The following is a 15,371-nucleotide window of genomic DNA, read 5'->3' on the forward strand; positions in this document are numbered from 1 at the left end:
TATTTTTATTTGACTCTTTCAAAATTATGTTTAAAATGTATCTTCGCTAAAAACTTAAAAAAACATGATTAAACAAAAATATGGAACGTTGTTATTCTCCTTTCTAACAGTAATTTCTGCAGTACTCTCTGTTTATTTTTTTGAAAAAGAATTTTTATTTAGTCTTTCTTTTGCTATAGGTTCTATAATATGTGCTTTGTGCGCTTACACAGAATATTTGTATCAAAAGGAAAAAGATTTTCAAATTGAAAAATCTGATTTTTCTACAGAAATGGTTATTAATTATTCAAACCTATCGTTAGCTATTACTTTTTTAGGCTATCTGATTTTTATTATTGTTGGAATATATTTTATAAGTCTTGCAGGAACTGATTATCAAAATTATAAAGGATTTGAATATGTAATGATTGTGATTGCGTCTTATTTTATTGTCGCTTATCTTTTTAAAATATTGAAATTATTGAAAAAAGTTTCACAGAAAGATATTTTAATAATTAATAATCAATGTATTATCTTAAATTCTGAAAAAATGCTTTGGAGTAATATTAAAAACGAAAGATTAATCAAAAAACAAGAGCATAGAGAACATTCAAAATATGAAGTAGATGTACAATATCTTACTTTGAATTATAAAAATCAGAAAGTTGAATTTCAGATTGATGATCTTGACCAGCAAGATTATAAAATTGAAAAATGTTTAAAATTTTTCAGATCTAAATTTCAGAAATCAGATTTTAGAAACCCGGAAAATCAAGAAATAAAAACCGACATTTCCATTTTTGAAAACATTTTAAAATTTAACGATTTATTTTCTTTATCTGAAAAAGAACTTCAGAAAAACCTTGAAGACATAAGGTTTCAAGCCAAAAAACATCCCAGTGAGTTAAAAGCATATTGCGAAAGCTTCACAAAATTTGAAGAAACAAACCTTGATTCTATTTATTACGCTCTTTCTGAAGATACCGATATGTGGAAAGAATTTCTTGCCAATGAATTTATCAGACTTTTTGAAATTGCTAAAAAAAGTAATGATTCGAAAAGAATTTTTAAAATTCTTGATGAAATCCTTTATGATTCTGAACCATCATCTGCTTCGCGAAAAGTAATAGATTATCTCTACCAAGAATTGAGTGATAATGATGATAAAATTAGGCTAAAAGCACTTACCTTCATAGATTCTTGGCTTGATGAAGAAGATTTTTCTAAAGGAAATATTATTATTCAAAAAATGCAAAAAATGACCAAAGACAATAATTGGAAAATCAGATGGTGTGCTAATGATATTCTTTCATCTTACAATATTTTTACTGATGATGAAATTGCAATTCCTTTTCAGGATAAATTGAATGCAAAGTTGAACAATCAATATGAAATAGATTAATAAAATAAACATGAAATTCGGAATTATTTTTTACGCCATACTTGGTATTTTAGCTTTTACAATAGGAGTTTATCTTCTTCAGTATAATTTTATTATTTCCATTATATTTTTTATTGGCGCATTTATCAATGGTGTTTTTATTCATAAAGAATACAATATTCATAAGCATGATAAAATTGGATATGAGGAAGATACCGTTTCAGATGAAATAGTTATTAAATATTCACGTTCTGGCAGAATTATAGCAATTTCTACATACAGTATTTTTGTGATGGTCGGAATTCTTTTTCTTTTATCAATTATCATTAAACCAAATTTCGCTTCAATATTTGTATTGATTTTATTAATAGGATTTACAGGTTATTTCATCGTAAAAATAGTTTTAGAAATTAAGAAAATATCTAAAGTAATGATTTCTATAAACAGAAAAGGAATTCAGATAAAAGACCAACCAATATATGTTTGGAATGAAATTCATCTTGAAAAAATTACATCAAAACATTTAGTTAGCCGAGAGTCTAAACATGATTACAAGCCTGAAATTAATTATCTATATTTCTTCCATAATAATGAGAAAATTGAAATTAAGATTGATGATTTTGACATTAGCAATTATCAATTTGCACAGGTTTTAAAAATATTCAGATCTCGTCACAATAATTCCAGATTATAAATAATTTTGAATACTTCAGTTTAATCATTAATTTTACTTTCGCATCAATTACCAAATCAAATGAAAAATATATTTCTATTTCTTTTAATGGCTTTTGTTTTCACAGCTTGTGGTGAAGAGTGCTATAATGCTCCACAACCTATTGTCTTTGAATTCGTAAATTCTGATGATGAAAATTTGATTACCAACGGAACACTTAGTAATTATTCGATTCAGGATGAAAATCATGTTAGTTTACAACTCACTAAAACTGATGATAATAAAGTCATTTTAGAAAACGTAGGTGCGTATAATGGGACGAAAAACTATACTTTTTATTCTAATTTAAAAGTTTTTGATTTTTCAATACAATCTTCAGAATTTAAGGGAGGTTGCGATGGTTACCAAATCAATAAGCTGACATTTACCGGAATCGCAATTGATGTAACAGACGAAAAGGGATACTATAAAATTACTTTGGAGTAGTTTTCAACATACATTTATAAAAAAAACACAACTAAAAGATAAAAAAAAGAAATATAAAAATTTATAAACAAGCAATTTACGTCACTTTTTTTTTCAATTTAAAGTGAATTCAAATTAAATTTTCTCATATTTTTTTGTAATTTCGTGAAGTTCAAATCTTAAATTTCTTCTTGCAATCAAGAAATGTTTTTACTATTGAGTTTTTTCACTCTTTATAGTTTCTTTTAAAAAGATCATTACATCTCTTCTAGAATTGATATAGAAAGTACAGATTTGTATTAATCCCCAAATTATGAAAGCAAATAAATTATCTGAACTGAGTATAGAAGAATTAGAATCAAAGAAAAAAACGATTTTAAGTGCTACAATAGGATTAGGAATTGTAATGATTATTGCGTGTTGTACTCTTTTTTATTTTGCGATAACATCCAAAAATTTTGCTTTAATTGCCGTTGCAATCGGTAGCTCATTGACATTAATGCCTTGTTTTATCAGTATTGGTCAGATCAATACTGAAATAAAATCAAGAAAATCTAAGTATTTGTAATTTCTAAGTGTAATTCATCTATCAGTAATAGATTCAAACCGTCAACTCAAGCAGAAAAAGTAATTTCAACGATATTATTGTTGTCTTTCAATTTTTTTACTCTCGCTGATTCAGCAAATTTAGCAGATAAAAATTTGCTGAATTGATCTGCTCAATTAGCATAATCTGCGAGCAAAGTTTTTTTTGCCTAATTGTAAACAGATTCTAATAGTTTACATAAAATATAATCATACAAATTTTAAAACTTTCTTAACTCAGATTTCGTGTTTCTATTCTTACATTTGATGTAAATAATTTAGAACAATGCTTAATTTCGAGTTTAAAAATCCCACAAAAATACTTTTCGGAAAAGGTGAAATTGCAAAAATTTCAAATGAAATTCCTAAAGATGCCAAAATCTTAATTATTTACGGTGGCGGAAGCATCAAGAAAAACGGTGTTTACGATCAGGTAAAAGAAGCTTTAAAAGATCATGATTTACATGAATTTGGCGGCGTTCCTGCCAATCCGGAATATGAAGTTCTGGTGAATGCTTTAAATTTCATCAAAGAAAACAAAATCAATTATCTTCTTGCTGTTGGTGGCGGATCGGTGATTGACGGCGTTAAATTTCTTTCTGCAGCTGCTAATTACGAAGGTGAGCCTTGGGAAATTCTTAAAAAACCGGTTCGTACTTTTGAAGGTGAAGGAATGCCCTTCGGTACCATTCTTACGTTGCCTGCAACAGGATCTGAAATGAATTCAGGATATGTAATTTCAAGAAGAGAAACCAACGAAAAATTATCTTCAGGCGGACCAGGATTGTTTCCGCAATTTTCAGTTTTAGATCCGGAAGTAATCAGATCGATTCCTAAAAATCAGATTGCAAACGGAATTGCAGATGCTTATACACACGTTTTAGAACAATATATGACGGCTCCGTCTTCTGCTGATCTTCAGGAAAGAATTGCCGAAAGTATTTTGATAAGTCTTCAGAATGCCGCTCCAAAAGTGATGTCTGATGAGTTTGATTATAATGCTGCAGGAAATTTTATGTGGTGTTGTACGATGGCTCTAAACGGTTTAATCCAAAAAGGAGTGATTACCGATTGGGCAGTTCACGCAATGGGGCACGAACTAACCGCTTATTATGGAATTGATCATGCAAGAACTTTAGCTGTAGTTGCACCTTCACATTACCGTTATAATTTTGATGCTAAAAAAGGAAAACTGGCACAATACGCAGAGCGAGTTTGGGGAATTACTGAAGGAAGTACCGAAGAAAAAGCTGAACAAGCGGTTGTGAAACTGGAAGAGTTTTTCCACAGTCTTCAAATTCAGACTAAATTATCAGATTACACGCAAGATTTTGCCGGAACTGCAGAAAGAGTTGAAAAAGCTTTTACTGAAAGAAATTGGTTAGGTTTGGGTGAAAATAAAAACCTTACTCCTCAGGATGCTTTCAAAATCGTTGAGATGAGTTATTAAAATTAGGGAATAGATGTTAGGGTTTAGGATTTAGTAAAAAATAAGCTGATATATTTTCAGTGAAATAAGAAATTATGATACTTCAAAAAAAAATTTAAAACCTAAAACCTAAATCCTAAAACCTGCTACCTGGATTATATTTTCTACAAACATTTGTTTAAAAAACATTAATTTCATTATATATATTACAAATTTATTTATATTTTAGCATATTCTTAAATTTGTGAAAATGAAAAAACACTTACTCTTATTTGCCTTTTCTGCATTAGCATTAACATCTTGTGAAGATGATGACGTTCAGGGTTATGAAATGGATATGCTGAAAGGCGAATGGAAAACTGTAAAAACTGAAGTAATATCAGGAAAAGACAATACCACTGTATTAAATACATTCACTCCTACAGGTTGTGACACTAAAAGTATCACAGAGTTCAGAACTGATTATTACGCTTCTTATACTGGTTTTTCAGGAGTAGGTGCAAACTGTACCAGTCAAAAAACAGAAGGAACTTACACATACTCTAATGAGGATAAATTATTGGTTATAAAATATAATAATGACAGCGAAAGAGCATACAGAGTTGATATTCTAAGCAACACAGAACTTAGACTTGTACAGCTCTTTGGAAATGTTGACGTAAATGGTGATATGATCATAGACACCAGTTACATTACTTATAAAAGATAAAAACAATAATACAAGATATAGACTCCCGTTTTTTACGGGAGTTTTTTTTATATTTACTTTCGTTAAAATTTAGAAACAATGAAGAAGATTTTATCGGTAGTATTGCTACTGACTTTCGCCCTGATTTTCGCTCAGGAAAAACAACCAATGTTCTGGCAGGACATTCAGAATTTCAAAAAATTAGATCAGGAAAACGCACCGCCAAAAAATTCTATTCTTTTAGTAGGGAGCTCATCATTCACAAAATGGCAGGATGTTTCAGATTATTTTCCAGGTAAAACTATTATCAACAGGGGTTTCGGAGGATCAAGATTGACCGATTTAAACTATTTTTCTGAAGATTTATTGAGCCCTTATCAACCTAAACAGATCATTATTTATTGCGGAGAAAATGATTTTGCAGATGATGCGCAATTAAAAGCCGATGTTGTAGTTGACCGATACAAAACATTCTACAAAAAAATACGTGAGAAATTCCCGAACATTCAGGTTGATTATATTTCAATAAAATATTCTCCGAGTCGCGAAAATCTGTGGCCTCAAATGAAAGAAGCCAACAAAAAAATTGCGAAGTTTATGAAAAAAGAAAAAAATGCTGATTTCATAGACATTACAAAAGTGATGAATGATGCTAACGGAAACATCAGAAAAGATCTTTTTATAGAAGACATGCTTCATATTACGCCAGAAGGTTACAGACTTTGGACCAACGTGATGAATCCTTATATTAAATAAGATTATATATTAAATACATTCGATTATTCGAAAAATAAAAGCGATTTCAGTTGAAGTCGCTTTTTTTTCAATTATTTCATTGTCAGTGTTTTAAAAAATATAGTTTTGTAATAATTAAAACACAAACATCGATAAAAACAACATTTTATTGGCATTTGCCACACTACTTCTATTTTCCTCCTATGGAATGATGATAACGAAAATGATCAAACCGCTATAAAACGCATTGTGGGAACTTGGAAAATGAGTAAAACAATGATGATTTCAGGTTCTAATAATGCCATTCTACAGTCAACTCCTGTTACAGGTTGCGAAGCTCTAAACACTTTCGAATTCGGGTAAAATCAAAGTTTCAGCATAAAATATTACACTAAAAATAATATTGAATGTATTGCTGATGGATTCGATATCGGAACGTATCAATATAGTGAAAATTCAAAAATGCTGACTTTTACCTACTCAGATTCCGTGGTAGAATCTGCAGTTGTTCATTCGCTCAGTACTACTGAAATGATGACGGTTGATCATATTGAAGATTGCAATGATGATGGCGTAAATGATACCTCAGTGATTGTATTTAAAAAGCAACAATAAAATTTATTTGGTTTAAAAATCAAATTCTACAGAAAACAATATCAACATTAAATAAAAAATGCGCCTCGCTTGAGACGCATTTTTTTTATTTTTTTCTCTTAGACTTATAAATTGCTTTCTGTTGTGCTCTGTTTGCTCCGAATTTCTTGGGCGTTTTTCTTTTGGAAGGTCCACCCCAGTTTTCTTTTTTATTCTTGTCTTTTTTCTCATGGAAAGCTCCTCCACCGTCAAAAAGTTTTGCATGAGCCGGATTTTTCATCACAATCTGATCTTCTTCAGATGCAATTTTCTTAGGGTTGATTTTCACCTCTTCAGGGAAGTCGATGTATGCCAATTCTTTATCCATCAACAACTCGATATCTAAAGCCCAATCATCCTCTTTTTTCGTTACGAAAGTGATCGCCTTACCATCTTTATCTGCTCTACCCGTTCTACCAATTCTGTGAATATACTGTTCAGGAACTTCTGGAGTTTCAAAATTTACAACATGGGTAATATCTGAAATGTCAAGACCTCTCGCCATAACGTCAGTCGTAATCAAACCTCTAATTTCTTCATTTTCAAAGCGCTTCATCGCTTTTAGTCTGTAGTTCTGAGATTTATTGGAGTGAATTACATCAAAATCTTCCGGGAAAAGCTCATTAATTTGGGTGAAAAGTAAATCTGCATGCTTTTTATTGTTCGCAAAAATCAATACTTTAGACATATCTTCATTGCTTTTCAACAAATGTTCTAATAAATTGATCTTCGTATTGAAGTTTTCAACTTTATAAGCAGTCTGCTCGATTTTTTCAAGCGGAGTTCCAGATTTTGCCAAAGAAATCTCGATCGGACCAGCAAAATATTCATCCAACATATCATCAACGGCTTCAGTCATCGTTGCTGAAAAAAGAATATTCTGTCTTTTCTCACGCATCATTTCAAAGATATGTGTTAACTGTGGTCTGAAACCTAAATTCAGCATTTCATCAAATTCATCAATGATCAATTTTTGAACTTCTTTTAATGAAATTGCGTTATCAATCGCTAAATCCATGATTCTACCGGGAGTTCCTACCAAAATATCACAACCATCATTGAACAATAGCTTCTGTGTGTTGATATTTTTCCCACCATAAATTCCGATTACTCTTGCAGTAAGATTCTCTGTCAGTTTTTCTACAATTTCTGTTACCTGAACAACCAATTCTCTTGTAGGAACCAAAACAACCACGGTAGGATTTCCGTTTTTATTGTATTTCCATGTTTTTAAAACCGGTAATAAATAAGCTAACGTTTTTCCTGTTCCCGTTTGTGCAATTCCCATCACATCTCTTCCCGAAAGAATCGGACCGATACTTTTTTCCTGAATTGGAGTGGGCTCAAATAAATTTAAATCTGCTAAAACATCAAGAACTTTAACCGGAAGGTCAAAGTCTGCAAAAGTGAGTTTTTCCATTTTGCAAAGATAGGTAATTAATTTGGTTGTAAATCTATGCTGAAAGAAGTGAGATTAATGTTCTGTTTTTAGATTAGTGATTACGTTTACAAAACATCTAAATCTGTATAAATCTCAGCAAATAAATTAATTCATTTTAACGCTTTTACTAATAATTTTGATGTCATCATCTTTCCAGACACTTGTTGTAATGATTACATATCCTTTCTTTTTCGGATCTTTTTTAATCGGAAACTTCTCATCTTCCCACTGCGAGCAATGTGTAGAAATCGGAGACACCAAAGGTTCCCAACCATTTTTATTATAGGTATAAACATAAAATGGGTGCCAACAACTCGTGCACCAATCAGGATAAAAACCGATATCGTCTTTTCCGTCGTTATTTAAATCTTTTAGATTGTATAAAGTTCCATTTCTCGATGGAGCAATTATAAATGGTTTGATTTTTTTATCACTAAAATAAATAATTGTCTCATACTTTCCGTCACAGTCGTCATTACAATCATTTATCTTTGTGTAAGCATATTCTTTTGTTCCATTTCCGTCAAAATCGCCTAAAACCCCTTCTTTTTCTTGAGCAGAAAGTGATAAACTACAAAATATAAAAACGAATAAGATGAATGTTTTCATTTAATTTAAAAGTATTTGTTTATATCGAGTTTTTATTTCCTAAAAATATCAACTTTATTTTCTCGTAATTCTAAGCAAAAGGATGATAACAAGTAACACTGAAAAACAAAATCCTAAAACTGCCACCAAAGACATCTCTCCAATTCTCGGTCCCGATTCTGAAACAAAAACAATGGCTGTTGCAATAATATTTGCACCCAAAACCATCGCTAAAATAAGATTGATAATGCTTGATTTTATTAATTGATTCGTTTTGTCAATATTTTTTATTTCACTTGAAATCGTAAAACTATTATCATCTAATTTTTGTAGTACAGATCGCAGTTCTTTAGGAATTTCATCTACATTATCGGTGAAAGTCATTACCTTTTCCATTCCTGTTTTCAGGAGTTTTTTAGGGCTGATTTTCTTGGTGAATATTTTTTTTGTGTACGGATGAAGGCTTTTTACAATATCCAGATCAGGATTAATCGTTCTTCCCACACCTTCTATCAAACCAATTCCTTTAAATAAAAGATAAAAATAATCGGGCATGTACAACCTGTTATCTTTCAGAACATCTTTCATTTTATTGATAATAATATTCGGATCAATATCTTTTAAAGAAGTACTATGAACGAAATTCAATACTTCTTCAACATCATTTTCAAATCTTCTTTCATCCGGAATTTCATAACTCACTGCCATTTTTTTCAGATGGCGAACAATTTTATGAGAATTTTTAGCTACAAAAGCAACAATTAAACTTTCCAAAATCTCTTTATCATTCGGCTGAATTTTCCCAACGGCACCGAAGTCAATGAAAACAACTTTTCCATCTTTTTTCACCAGAATATTTCCTGCATGAGGATCGGCGTGGAAAAATCCGTAATCTAAAATCTGCGAAACAAAAAGCCTTAAACCGACTTCAGAAACAACAACCGGATCAATATTATGTTTTAGTAATTCATCTTTATCGGTCACCTTTATTCCGTCGATAAATTCCATACACAATACATTATTGTTAGAAAATTCATCGTAGACTTTAGGAACGTAAGTTTCTTTATTACCTTTAAAATTCAGAGCGAACTGTTGGATATTATTTCTTTCATTCACCAAAGAAACTTCTTCAAGCAAAGATTTTTCAAAAGTGGAAATTGCCTGTTTCAGATTGAGTTTAGAACCTATTTCAGAGTAGGTTGAAATCAGTTTTACCAAATCTTTTATCAATAATAAATCATCTTCAATAACCGATAAAACGTCCGGTTTTTTTATTTTTAAGATTACTTCTTCACCAGAAGTTAAAGTCGCTTTGTAAACCTGAGCAATAGAAGCGGTTGCCAAAGGTTTTGCAATAATTTCCGAGAAATGTTCTTTGGGAATAATATTAAATTCATTTTCAAGAATTTCCTCTACATTCATTTCCACTACTTCTACCCTGTCCTGAAGTTTTTGAAGCTCCTGAATCAGTTCCGGTGGAAGCAGGTCTTCACGATTGCTAAAAGTTTGCCCAAGTTTCACAAATGTGGGACCCAGCTCTTCCAAAGCGAGACGAATTCTTTCGTAAACTGTTCCTTTAGATATAATTTCATCAGATTGTGCAAAATCCCCTTCCGGTTTTTTGCCCATTCTTGCGATCATATCTTTGAATCCGTATTTGCTTAAAACAGAAATCAGTTTTGCCGATCTTTTGAGTTTTCGCTGTTGCTTGTCAAACATATTGTAGTGAGAATAAATTGAATTGCAAATTACGTTCAAAAATTATTCCTATTAGAAATATTATAAAAATCTTCTCAACATAAACTAAAAAAATTACTTTTGTTTCTTAGCAACCTTTTTAAAAAACTAAATGAAATATATTGTATTCTTATTTTTAATAATTTCATGTGGTAAAAATAATATTGAAAGAAAATTAGGCCGTTTTGATATTTCTGTAGATGAAAATAAAATTGTTTATGACTACAAAGTAGACTCATTAAATAATATTTATTTAATGGATATTTCTACAGATGAATCATTACCTTTATTAAATAAATCAGGGAAATTTTCAAATCCGAGATTTATTTATGGAGCAGGAAAAGTAGTTTTCATAAACCATATAAACAAACCAGAATTTTGGATTTATGATATTCCTACAAAAAAAATTATTAAGAAAATTACTGTCACTCCTGGATTTATAGTAGATTATTTTCCGTCTAAATTTGAAAATAAAATTTATTATATTCAGGCTTCAGAATTTGATTCTTATTCACCCATTGCTAGAAAATCATTTCATAATTTTGATATTTATCAGTTAGATTTAAAATCTTTTCAAACAGAAAAATTATCTAATATACATTCATACTCAATGACAGAAATTGGAGAGATAAATAAAGATAATTTAATAGTTTCTATGCAAGGAGCTAAAGAAGAAAGCGGATTATTTACTGTAGATAAAAAAACTAAAATTACTTTACAAAATTTGAAAAAAATTTCAATAGAAAATGACACATTGAGAAATTCTACAATGTATGGAAACCCTGTTATTTTATCACAAAATAAAATTCTTTGTTCATCATCCTATCAATTAGTTTTGCTTAATCTTGATAAAAAAGAAGAAACACAAATATTACCCTCTACAGGATACCATTATAGAACTATAAGAAATATAGGAGATAAAATATTCTATAATCAAACTGATAATTCTAATAATATCACTTATTTTAATTTAAATGATAAAAAGCTTAACTCAATTAATCTAGCACCTAAAAATATTAAATAATAACCTAAATCACCTTAAAAACCGTCAACAACAAGATCAAAGTCTGCCATCCCAAAATAAGATAGAAAAACAGTCGGCTTGGCTCTGAAATATCTTTAAGCTTATCGATAATTTTACCTTTTAAAATCTCAGTAAAGCTTACATTCTCATCTTTAAAATCTATTTCGTCAAGTTCAACTTTTTTGAAACCGTAAATGATGATTTTTTTGAACCATTTATTTTCTTTAGAATCTCTTATTTCCTGTAAAATTTTTAACTGAAGTTTGGCTTTATCTGTTCCCTTTTGAAATAATTGAGGCTGATTGGCTTTTACTTTATTTAAAATCCTGTCAATCATCGGGAAAAGTATTTGTTCGCCTTTATCAGCAATCAATCTGTTGATTGTGCGAGCTATCACATATTTATTTCCTAATGTGAAAAGCAAAAATGGAGCTCCAAAAGCAGTCAGAACAGTTAATCCGAAAGAAATTGGTCTTGCTGCAAACAATACTAAAATGGCAGCTTGCCCATTGGTATGAACCGGTCCACCCCCATTATTAAAAGTTTGAGCAATAATTAAAATGATTGTAATGACGCATAAAATAGCAATAGAAATTTGCCCGATAAGATTGATTTTGAGGAAGCTAAATGTCGCACGGCTTATAAGTTTGGCAACATATTTAAATTCATCATTAATACTGTTTTTAGATTTTAATTTATCTATCATCTGTGAAAATTTTGGAAATGTAAATTACAGAAATTTTGGCAATTATTGTTTACCTAAATTTCTGCAATTCATTATTTTCATTTATTCAGATTCAAAAAAAATCTTAATTCAAAGAAAATAGTTTAAAATTATATGAATTAATCTCTCTAACAGACAAATTTATTTCACCTAAATATTAAGTTGTAAGCTTAAATAACATTCAAATTAAGGATTTAAAAAATCTATTCTTCAAAAACATATTCATTATAATGTCCTAAAAATTTCACATTAGAACCTAATGAAATAATCTCATCGATTGCATTTTGAGACAGAACATTGTGCCATTCACTTGCTACATTGATGAAGAAAAAATAATTTCCCAAACCTGTTTTCAGTGTTCTGCTTTCGATTTTAGAGAGATTCATTTTTCGCCAAGCAAAAACTGAAAGCACCTGATGAAGACCTCCTGCATGATCTTCGGGAAGCGTAATGATTAAAGACGTTTTTTCTGAAGTTCTGGGTAAAGGAATATCTAAAGCAGATTTTGTTTTTGAGATCACAATAAACTTGGTGTGATTCTGCTCAAAATCCTGAATATTTTCATGAATAATTTTTAAGCCATACAGTTTTGCAGAATATCGGTTGGCAACTGCTGCCCATTTTTCCTGAGGGTTTTCAGAAACCAGCTTTGCTGAAGCTGCTGTAGAACTGAAATCCTGTGAAGGAATATCTTTAAAATTTTCGTATCTGAAATGAAAAGTCTGCGCCAAAGCTTGAGGATGAGAAATCACTTTCTCAAAAGTTTCGTTATTGGGATGAATCATCAAATGATGCGCAATTGGCATCACCAATTCGGTTTCAATAAAAACCTCAAAATCATAGAGATAATCGAGGGTCATCGAAACTGTTCCTTCAATAGAGTTTTCTAATGGAACTACGGCTTTATCTACTTCATTATTTTTCACTGCGTTAAAACAATCCAAAATACTCGACTGAGGAACTAATTCTTCATTCGGGAAAATCTGAGACGCTGCTAATTGTGTGAAACTGGCTTGTGGACCGAGGTATGCTATTTTCATAAGACAAATGTAGAAAATATTATCTCAAATTGATACTATTCAAAATTTGCATTATTTTTAAAATAGTATTTTTAGCAAATCTTTATCTCAAACCATTAATCAAAAAATTATTTAGAAATGGCAATAATTTTTTTAAATCAAAGTGAATGCACTATTTGTAATCAAACTTTAAACGAAGGAGAAGATATTTTGTTATTTCCTCCTTTATTAAAAAATAATAAATTTTATATTTTTAATGATTCAGGATTTCATCGTTCTTGCTTGGAAAAAAGTGAGTTAGGAAAGGAAGCTGTAAAGTTTTTAGAGGAACTTTATCAATCGAAAAATAATTAAGTTAGATTCCTACAGAATAACAAATGTTTGTGATTTTTTCAAAAATTTAAGTCAACGACTACAAATCTAGCCCTGATTGTAGCGACATCCTTTTTGGTTGAAGGCGGAGCGAAGTGAAGACCGCAACCAAAAAGATACAGCGGAAAGCAGGAAAAGCTACAAATAAAATTCAAATGCTTTAAAAAGAAAATCCCGCCAAAAAAGGCAGGATTTTCTTTTTAAAAATTCAAGTCAAAATTATTCCCACTCGATTGTTGCAGGCGGTTTGCTTGAAATATCGTAAGCTACTCTGTTGATCCCTCTTACTTCGTTGATAATTCTGCTAGAAACAGTATCTAAAAACTCATAAGGAAGTCTGCTCCACGTTGCCGTCATAAAGTCGATTGTGTTTGCAGAACGAACAACCGCAGTGTATTCGTAAGTTCTTTCGTCACCCATTACTCCTACAGATTTTACAGGAAGAAGCACCACAAAAGCCTGAGAAACTTTCTCATACAAATCGTTTTTGTACAATTCTTCGATGAAAATATCATCCGCTTCCTGAAGGATTTTCACTTTTTCAGCATCTACAGCACCTAAAATTCTGATTCCTAAACCAGGACCAGGGAAAGGATGTCTGTGTACCAAATGATGAGGAATACCCAATTCTTCACCTACTTTTCTTACTTCGTCTTTGAATAATTCTCTTAAAGGCTCCAATAATTCAAACTCCATATCTTCCGGAAGTCCACCAACATTGTGATGAGATTTGATTACTGCAGAAGGACCATTTACAGACTGACTTTCAATTACGTCAGGATAAATTGTTCCCTGAGCTAAGAATTTAGCCCCTTCAATTTTATGAGATTCTTCGTCGAAAACGTGAATAAACTCGTTCCCGATAATTTTTCTTTTAGCTTCAGGATCATCAACTCCAGCTAATTTAGATAAAAATCTTTCTTTAGCATCAACAAGCTTAATATTCATATGGAAATGCTCTCCGTAATTCTGCATTACTTTTACATCTTCATCTTTTCTCAATAATCCTGTATCCACGAAGATACAAGTCAATTGATCACCAATCGCTTTGTGAATTAACACTGCAGCAACAGAAGAATCTACTCCACCTGAAAGACCAAGAATTACTTTCTGATCTCCTACTCTTTCTTTAATTTCTGCAACTGTTTTGTCGATATAATTGGTCAGTTTCCAGTTTTTCTCTGCATTACAGATTGAGAAAACAAAGTTTTCTAACATTTTTCCACCTTCTTCTGTGTGAGAAACTTCCGGGTGAAACTGTACACAATAGATTTTTTTATCTTCATTAGAAATTGAAGCAATTACGCCAGATTTTGCATTTAATTCAAAACCTGCAGGTAATTCTCCCACTTCGTCAAAGTGGCTCATCCAAACAATAGAATCGTTGGTAACCCCTTTCAATAAAGAAGATTCTTTTACAATTTCCAAATGTGCTTTTCCGTACTCACCTTTTACACCTTTATGTACTTTTCCGCCTAAAAGATGTGCTGTTAACTGCATTCCGTAGCAAATTCCCAAAACAGGAATTCCTTGTTCGTACAATTCTTTTTCAACTAAGTGTGCATTTTCTGCATTTACAGAACTTGGACCTCCAGAAAGGATAATTCCTCTCGGTTGTTTTTCTAAAATTGTTTCTAATGGTGTATTGAAAGGTAAAATTTCGGAATAAACCCCCATCTCACGGATTCTTCTTCCGATAAGCTGGTTGTACTGAGATCCGAAATCTAATATGATAATACCGTTGTTCATTTTTATAATTGATAAATGATGATTGATAAATGATGAAAAGTTTAGGCTAAACTGTAAAATAAAACTAATTTCTAAGCTCTAATTTCTAACTTCTCAATATAAATTGCTTTACAAAAAAAGACTTGGAATAGCTCCAAATCTTTTTTCAT

At 30.9% G+C, this 15,371-nt stretch carries 16 protein-coding genes; 10 read left to right on the plus strand and 6 right to left on the minus strand.

Annotated elements, in window-relative coordinates; genetic code table 11:
* Positions 1 to 64 precede the first annotated feature (64 nt).
* The 8 genes from FDY99_RS01300 to FDY99_RS22880 all read left to right on the plus strand — a co-directional run bounded on the left by FDY99_RS01300 (position 65) and on the right by FDY99_RS22880 (position 6,550).
* Positions 65 to 1,381, plus strand: coding sequence for a hypothetical protein (locus tag FDY99_RS01300; protein WP_139418758.1), 1,317 nt, complete (start codon positions 65 to 67; stop codon positions 1,379 to 1,381).
* Between the two features lie 10 nt (positions 1,382 to 1,391).
* On the plus strand, positions 1,392 to 2,054 hold the full coding sequence (locus tag FDY99_RS01305; protein WP_139418759.1) for a hypothetical protein: 663 nt from the start codon (positions 1,392 to 1,394) through the stop codon (positions 2,052 to 2,054).
* A gap of 60 nt (positions 2,055 to 2,114) precedes the next feature.
* Positions 2,115 to 2,519 (plus strand): hypothetical protein, encoded by a 405-nt coding sequence (locus FDY99_RS01310; RefSeq protein ID WP_139418760.1) that lies wholly within the window; start codon positions 2,115 to 2,117, stop codon positions 2,517 to 2,519.
* Between the two features lie 292 nt (positions 2,520 to 2,811).
* Positions 2,812 to 3,066: a hypothetical protein gene (locus tag FDY99_RS01315; RefSeq protein WP_139418761.1), complete on the plus strand. Its 255-nt coding sequence runs from the start codon at positions 2,812 to 2,814 to the stop codon at positions 3,064 to 3,066.
* 303 nt (positions 3,067 to 3,369) lie between these two features.
* Positions 3,370 to 4,533 carry an iron-containing alcohol dehydrogenase gene (locus FDY99_RS01320; protein WP_139418762.1) on the plus strand — a complete coding sequence of 388 codons (1,164 nt, stop codon included), beginning with the start codon at positions 3,370 to 3,372 and terminating at the stop codon, positions 4,531 to 4,533.
* 229 nt (positions 4,534 to 4,762) lie between these two features.
* Positions 4,763 to 5,221 (plus strand): lipocalin-like domain-containing protein, encoded by a 459-nt coding sequence (locus tag FDY99_RS01325; protein WP_139418763.1) that lies wholly within the window; start codon positions 4,763 to 4,765, stop codon positions 5,219 to 5,221.
* A 78-nt stretch (positions 5,222 to 5,299) separates the two neighbouring features.
* Positions 5,300 to 5,956 carry a GDSL-type esterase/lipase family protein gene (locus tag FDY99_RS01330; RefSeq protein ID WP_139418764.1) on the plus strand — a complete coding sequence of 219 codons (657 nt, stop codon included), beginning with the start codon at positions 5,300 to 5,302 and terminating at the stop codon, positions 5,954 to 5,956.
* Positions 5,957 to 6,397: 441 nt separating this feature from the next.
* Positions 6,398 to 6,550 carry a hypothetical protein gene (locus FDY99_RS22880; RefSeq protein WP_162304125.1) on the plus strand — a complete coding sequence of 51 codons (153 nt, stop codon included), beginning with the start codon at positions 6,398 to 6,400 and terminating at the stop codon, positions 6,548 to 6,550.
* Positions 6,551 to 6,635: 85 nt separating this feature from the next.
* On the opposite strand, the gene FDY99_RS01335 is transcribed toward FDY99_RS22880, so the two are convergent.
* From FDY99_RS01335 to FDY99_RS01345, 3 genes are all read right to left on the minus strand, one after another.
* Positions 6,636 to 7,988, minus strand: a complete 1,353-nt coding sequence (locus FDY99_RS01335) for a DEAD/DEAH box helicase (protein ID WP_139418765.1) — start codon at positions 7,986 to 7,988, stop codon at positions 6,636 to 6,638.
* A 126-nt stretch (positions 7,989 to 8,114) separates the two neighbouring features.
* On the minus strand, positions 8,115 to 8,618 hold the full coding sequence (locus FDY99_RS01340; RefSeq protein ID WP_139418766.1) for a hypothetical protein: 504 nt from the start codon (positions 8,616 to 8,618) through the stop codon (positions 8,115 to 8,117).
* A 54-nt stretch (positions 8,619 to 8,672) separates the two neighbouring features.
* On the minus strand, positions 8,673 to 10,316 hold the full coding sequence (locus FDY99_RS01345) for an ABC1 kinase family protein (RefSeq protein WP_139418767.1): 1,644 nt from the start codon (positions 10,314 to 10,316) through the stop codon (positions 8,673 to 8,675).
* Positions 10,317 to 10,446: 130 nt separating this feature from the next.
* On the opposite strand from FDY99_RS01345, the gene FDY99_RS01350 reads away from it, so the two are divergent.
* Positions 10,447 to 11,358 (plus strand): hypothetical protein, encoded by a 912-nt coding sequence (locus tag FDY99_RS01350; protein ID WP_139418768.1) that lies wholly within the window; start codon positions 10,447 to 10,449, stop codon positions 11,356 to 11,358.
* A 4-nt stretch (positions 11,359 to 11,362) separates the two neighbouring features.
* Here FDY99_RS01350 and FDY99_RS01355 read toward each other — a convergent pair whose 3' ends face one another.
* Together FDY99_RS01355 and pheA are read right to left on the minus strand one after the other, a co-directional pair.
* The gene (locus tag FDY99_RS01355; protein ID WP_139418769.1) at positions 11,363 to 12,064 is read right to left on the minus strand and encodes a hypothetical protein; all 702 of its coding nucleotides are present in this window, start codon (positions 12,062 to 12,064) and stop codon (positions 11,363 to 11,365) included.
* Positions 12,065 to 12,285: 221 nt separating this feature from the next.
* A complete protein-coding gene (gene pheA, locus FDY99_RS01360) occupies positions 12,286 to 13,122 on the minus strand; it encodes a prephenate dehydratase (protein ID WP_074228156.1) in 837 nt (278 codons plus the stop codon).
* Positions 13,123 to 13,239: 117 nt separating this feature from the next.
* Here pheA and FDY99_RS01365 point away from each other — a divergent pair, with 117 nt between their 5' ends.
* Entirely contained in the window at positions 13,240 to 13,455 is a 216-nt protein-coding gene (locus tag FDY99_RS01365) for a hypothetical protein (RefSeq protein ID WP_139418770.1), read from the plus strand.
* A 237-nt stretch (positions 13,456 to 13,692) separates the two neighbouring features.
* Here the strand turns inward: FDY99_RS01365 and guaA are convergent, their stop codons facing one another.
* Positions 13,693 to 15,222, minus strand: a complete 1,530-nt coding sequence (guaA, locus tag FDY99_RS01370) for a glutamine-hydrolyzing GMP synthase (RefSeq protein WP_074228153.1) — start codon at positions 15,220 to 15,222, stop codon at positions 13,693 to 13,695.
* Positions 15,223 to 15,371: the final 149 nt, after the last annotated feature.

It is taken from the genome of Chryseobacterium mulctrae (genome assembly GCF_006175945.1).
Taxonomy (GTDB): Bacteria; Bacteroidota; Bacteroidia; order Flavobacteriales; family Weeksellaceae; genus Chryseobacterium; species Chryseobacterium mulctrae.

Excerpts from the sequence above, each read along its gene's own strand:
- FDY99_RS01300 (WP_139418758.1), top strand. The coding sequence starts at position 65 with ATGATTAAACAAAAATATGGAACGTTGTTATTCTCCTTTCTAACAGTA.
- FDY99_RS01305 (WP_139418759.1), top strand. The coding sequence starts at position 1,392 with ATGAAATTCGGAATTATTTTTTACGCCATACTTGGTATTTTAGCTTTT.
- FDY99_RS01310 (WP_139418760.1), top strand. The coding sequence starts at position 2,115 with ATGAAAAATATATTTCTATTTCTTTTAATGGCTTTTGTTTTCACAGCT.
- FDY99_RS01315 (WP_139418761.1), top strand. The coding sequence starts at position 2,812 with ATGAAAGCAAATAAATTATCTGAACTGAGTATAGAAGAATTAGAATCA.
- FDY99_RS01320 (WP_139418762.1), top strand. The coding sequence starts at position 3,370 with ATGCTTAATTTCGAGTTTAAAAATCCCACAAAAATACTTTTCGGAAAA.
- FDY99_RS01325 (WP_139418763.1), top strand. The coding sequence starts at position 4,763 with ATGAAAAAACACTTACTCTTATTTGCCTTTTCTGCATTAGCATTAACA.
- FDY99_RS01330 (WP_139418764.1), top strand. The coding sequence starts at position 5,300 with ATGAAGAAGATTTTATCGGTAGTATTGCTACTGACTTTCGCCCTGATT.
- FDY99_RS22880 (WP_162304125.1), top strand. The coding sequence starts at position 6,398 with ATGCTGACTTTTACCTACTCAGATTCCGTGGTAGAATCTGCAGTTGTT.
- FDY99_RS01335 (WP_139418765.1), bottom strand. The coding sequence starts at position 7,988 with ATGGAAAAACTCACTTTTGCAGACTTTGACCTTCCGGTTAAAGTTCTT.
- FDY99_RS01340 (WP_139418766.1), bottom strand. The coding sequence starts at position 8,618 with ATGAAAACATTCATCTTATTCGTTTTTATATTTTGTAGTTTATCACTT.
- FDY99_RS01345 (WP_139418767.1), bottom strand. The coding sequence starts at position 10,316 with ATGTTTGACAAGCAACAGCGAAAACTCAAAAGATCGGCAAAACTGATT.
- FDY99_RS01350 (WP_139418768.1), top strand. The coding sequence starts at position 10,447 with ATGAAATATATTGTATTCTTATTTTTAATAATTTCATGTGGTAAAAAT.
- FDY99_RS01355 (WP_139418769.1), bottom strand. The coding sequence starts at position 12,064 with ATGATAGATAAATTAAAATCTAAAAACAGTATTAATGATGAATTTAAA.
- pheA (WP_074228156.1), bottom strand. The coding sequence starts at position 13,122 with ATGAAAATAGCATACCTCGGTCCACAAGCCAGTTTCACACAATTAGCA.
- FDY99_RS01365 (WP_139418770.1), top strand. The coding sequence starts at position 13,240 with ATGGCAATAATTTTTTTAAATCAAAGTGAATGCACTATTTGTAATCAA.
- guaA (WP_074228153.1), bottom strand. The coding sequence starts at position 15,222 with ATGAACAACGGTATTATCATATTAGATTTCGGATCTCAGTACAACCAG.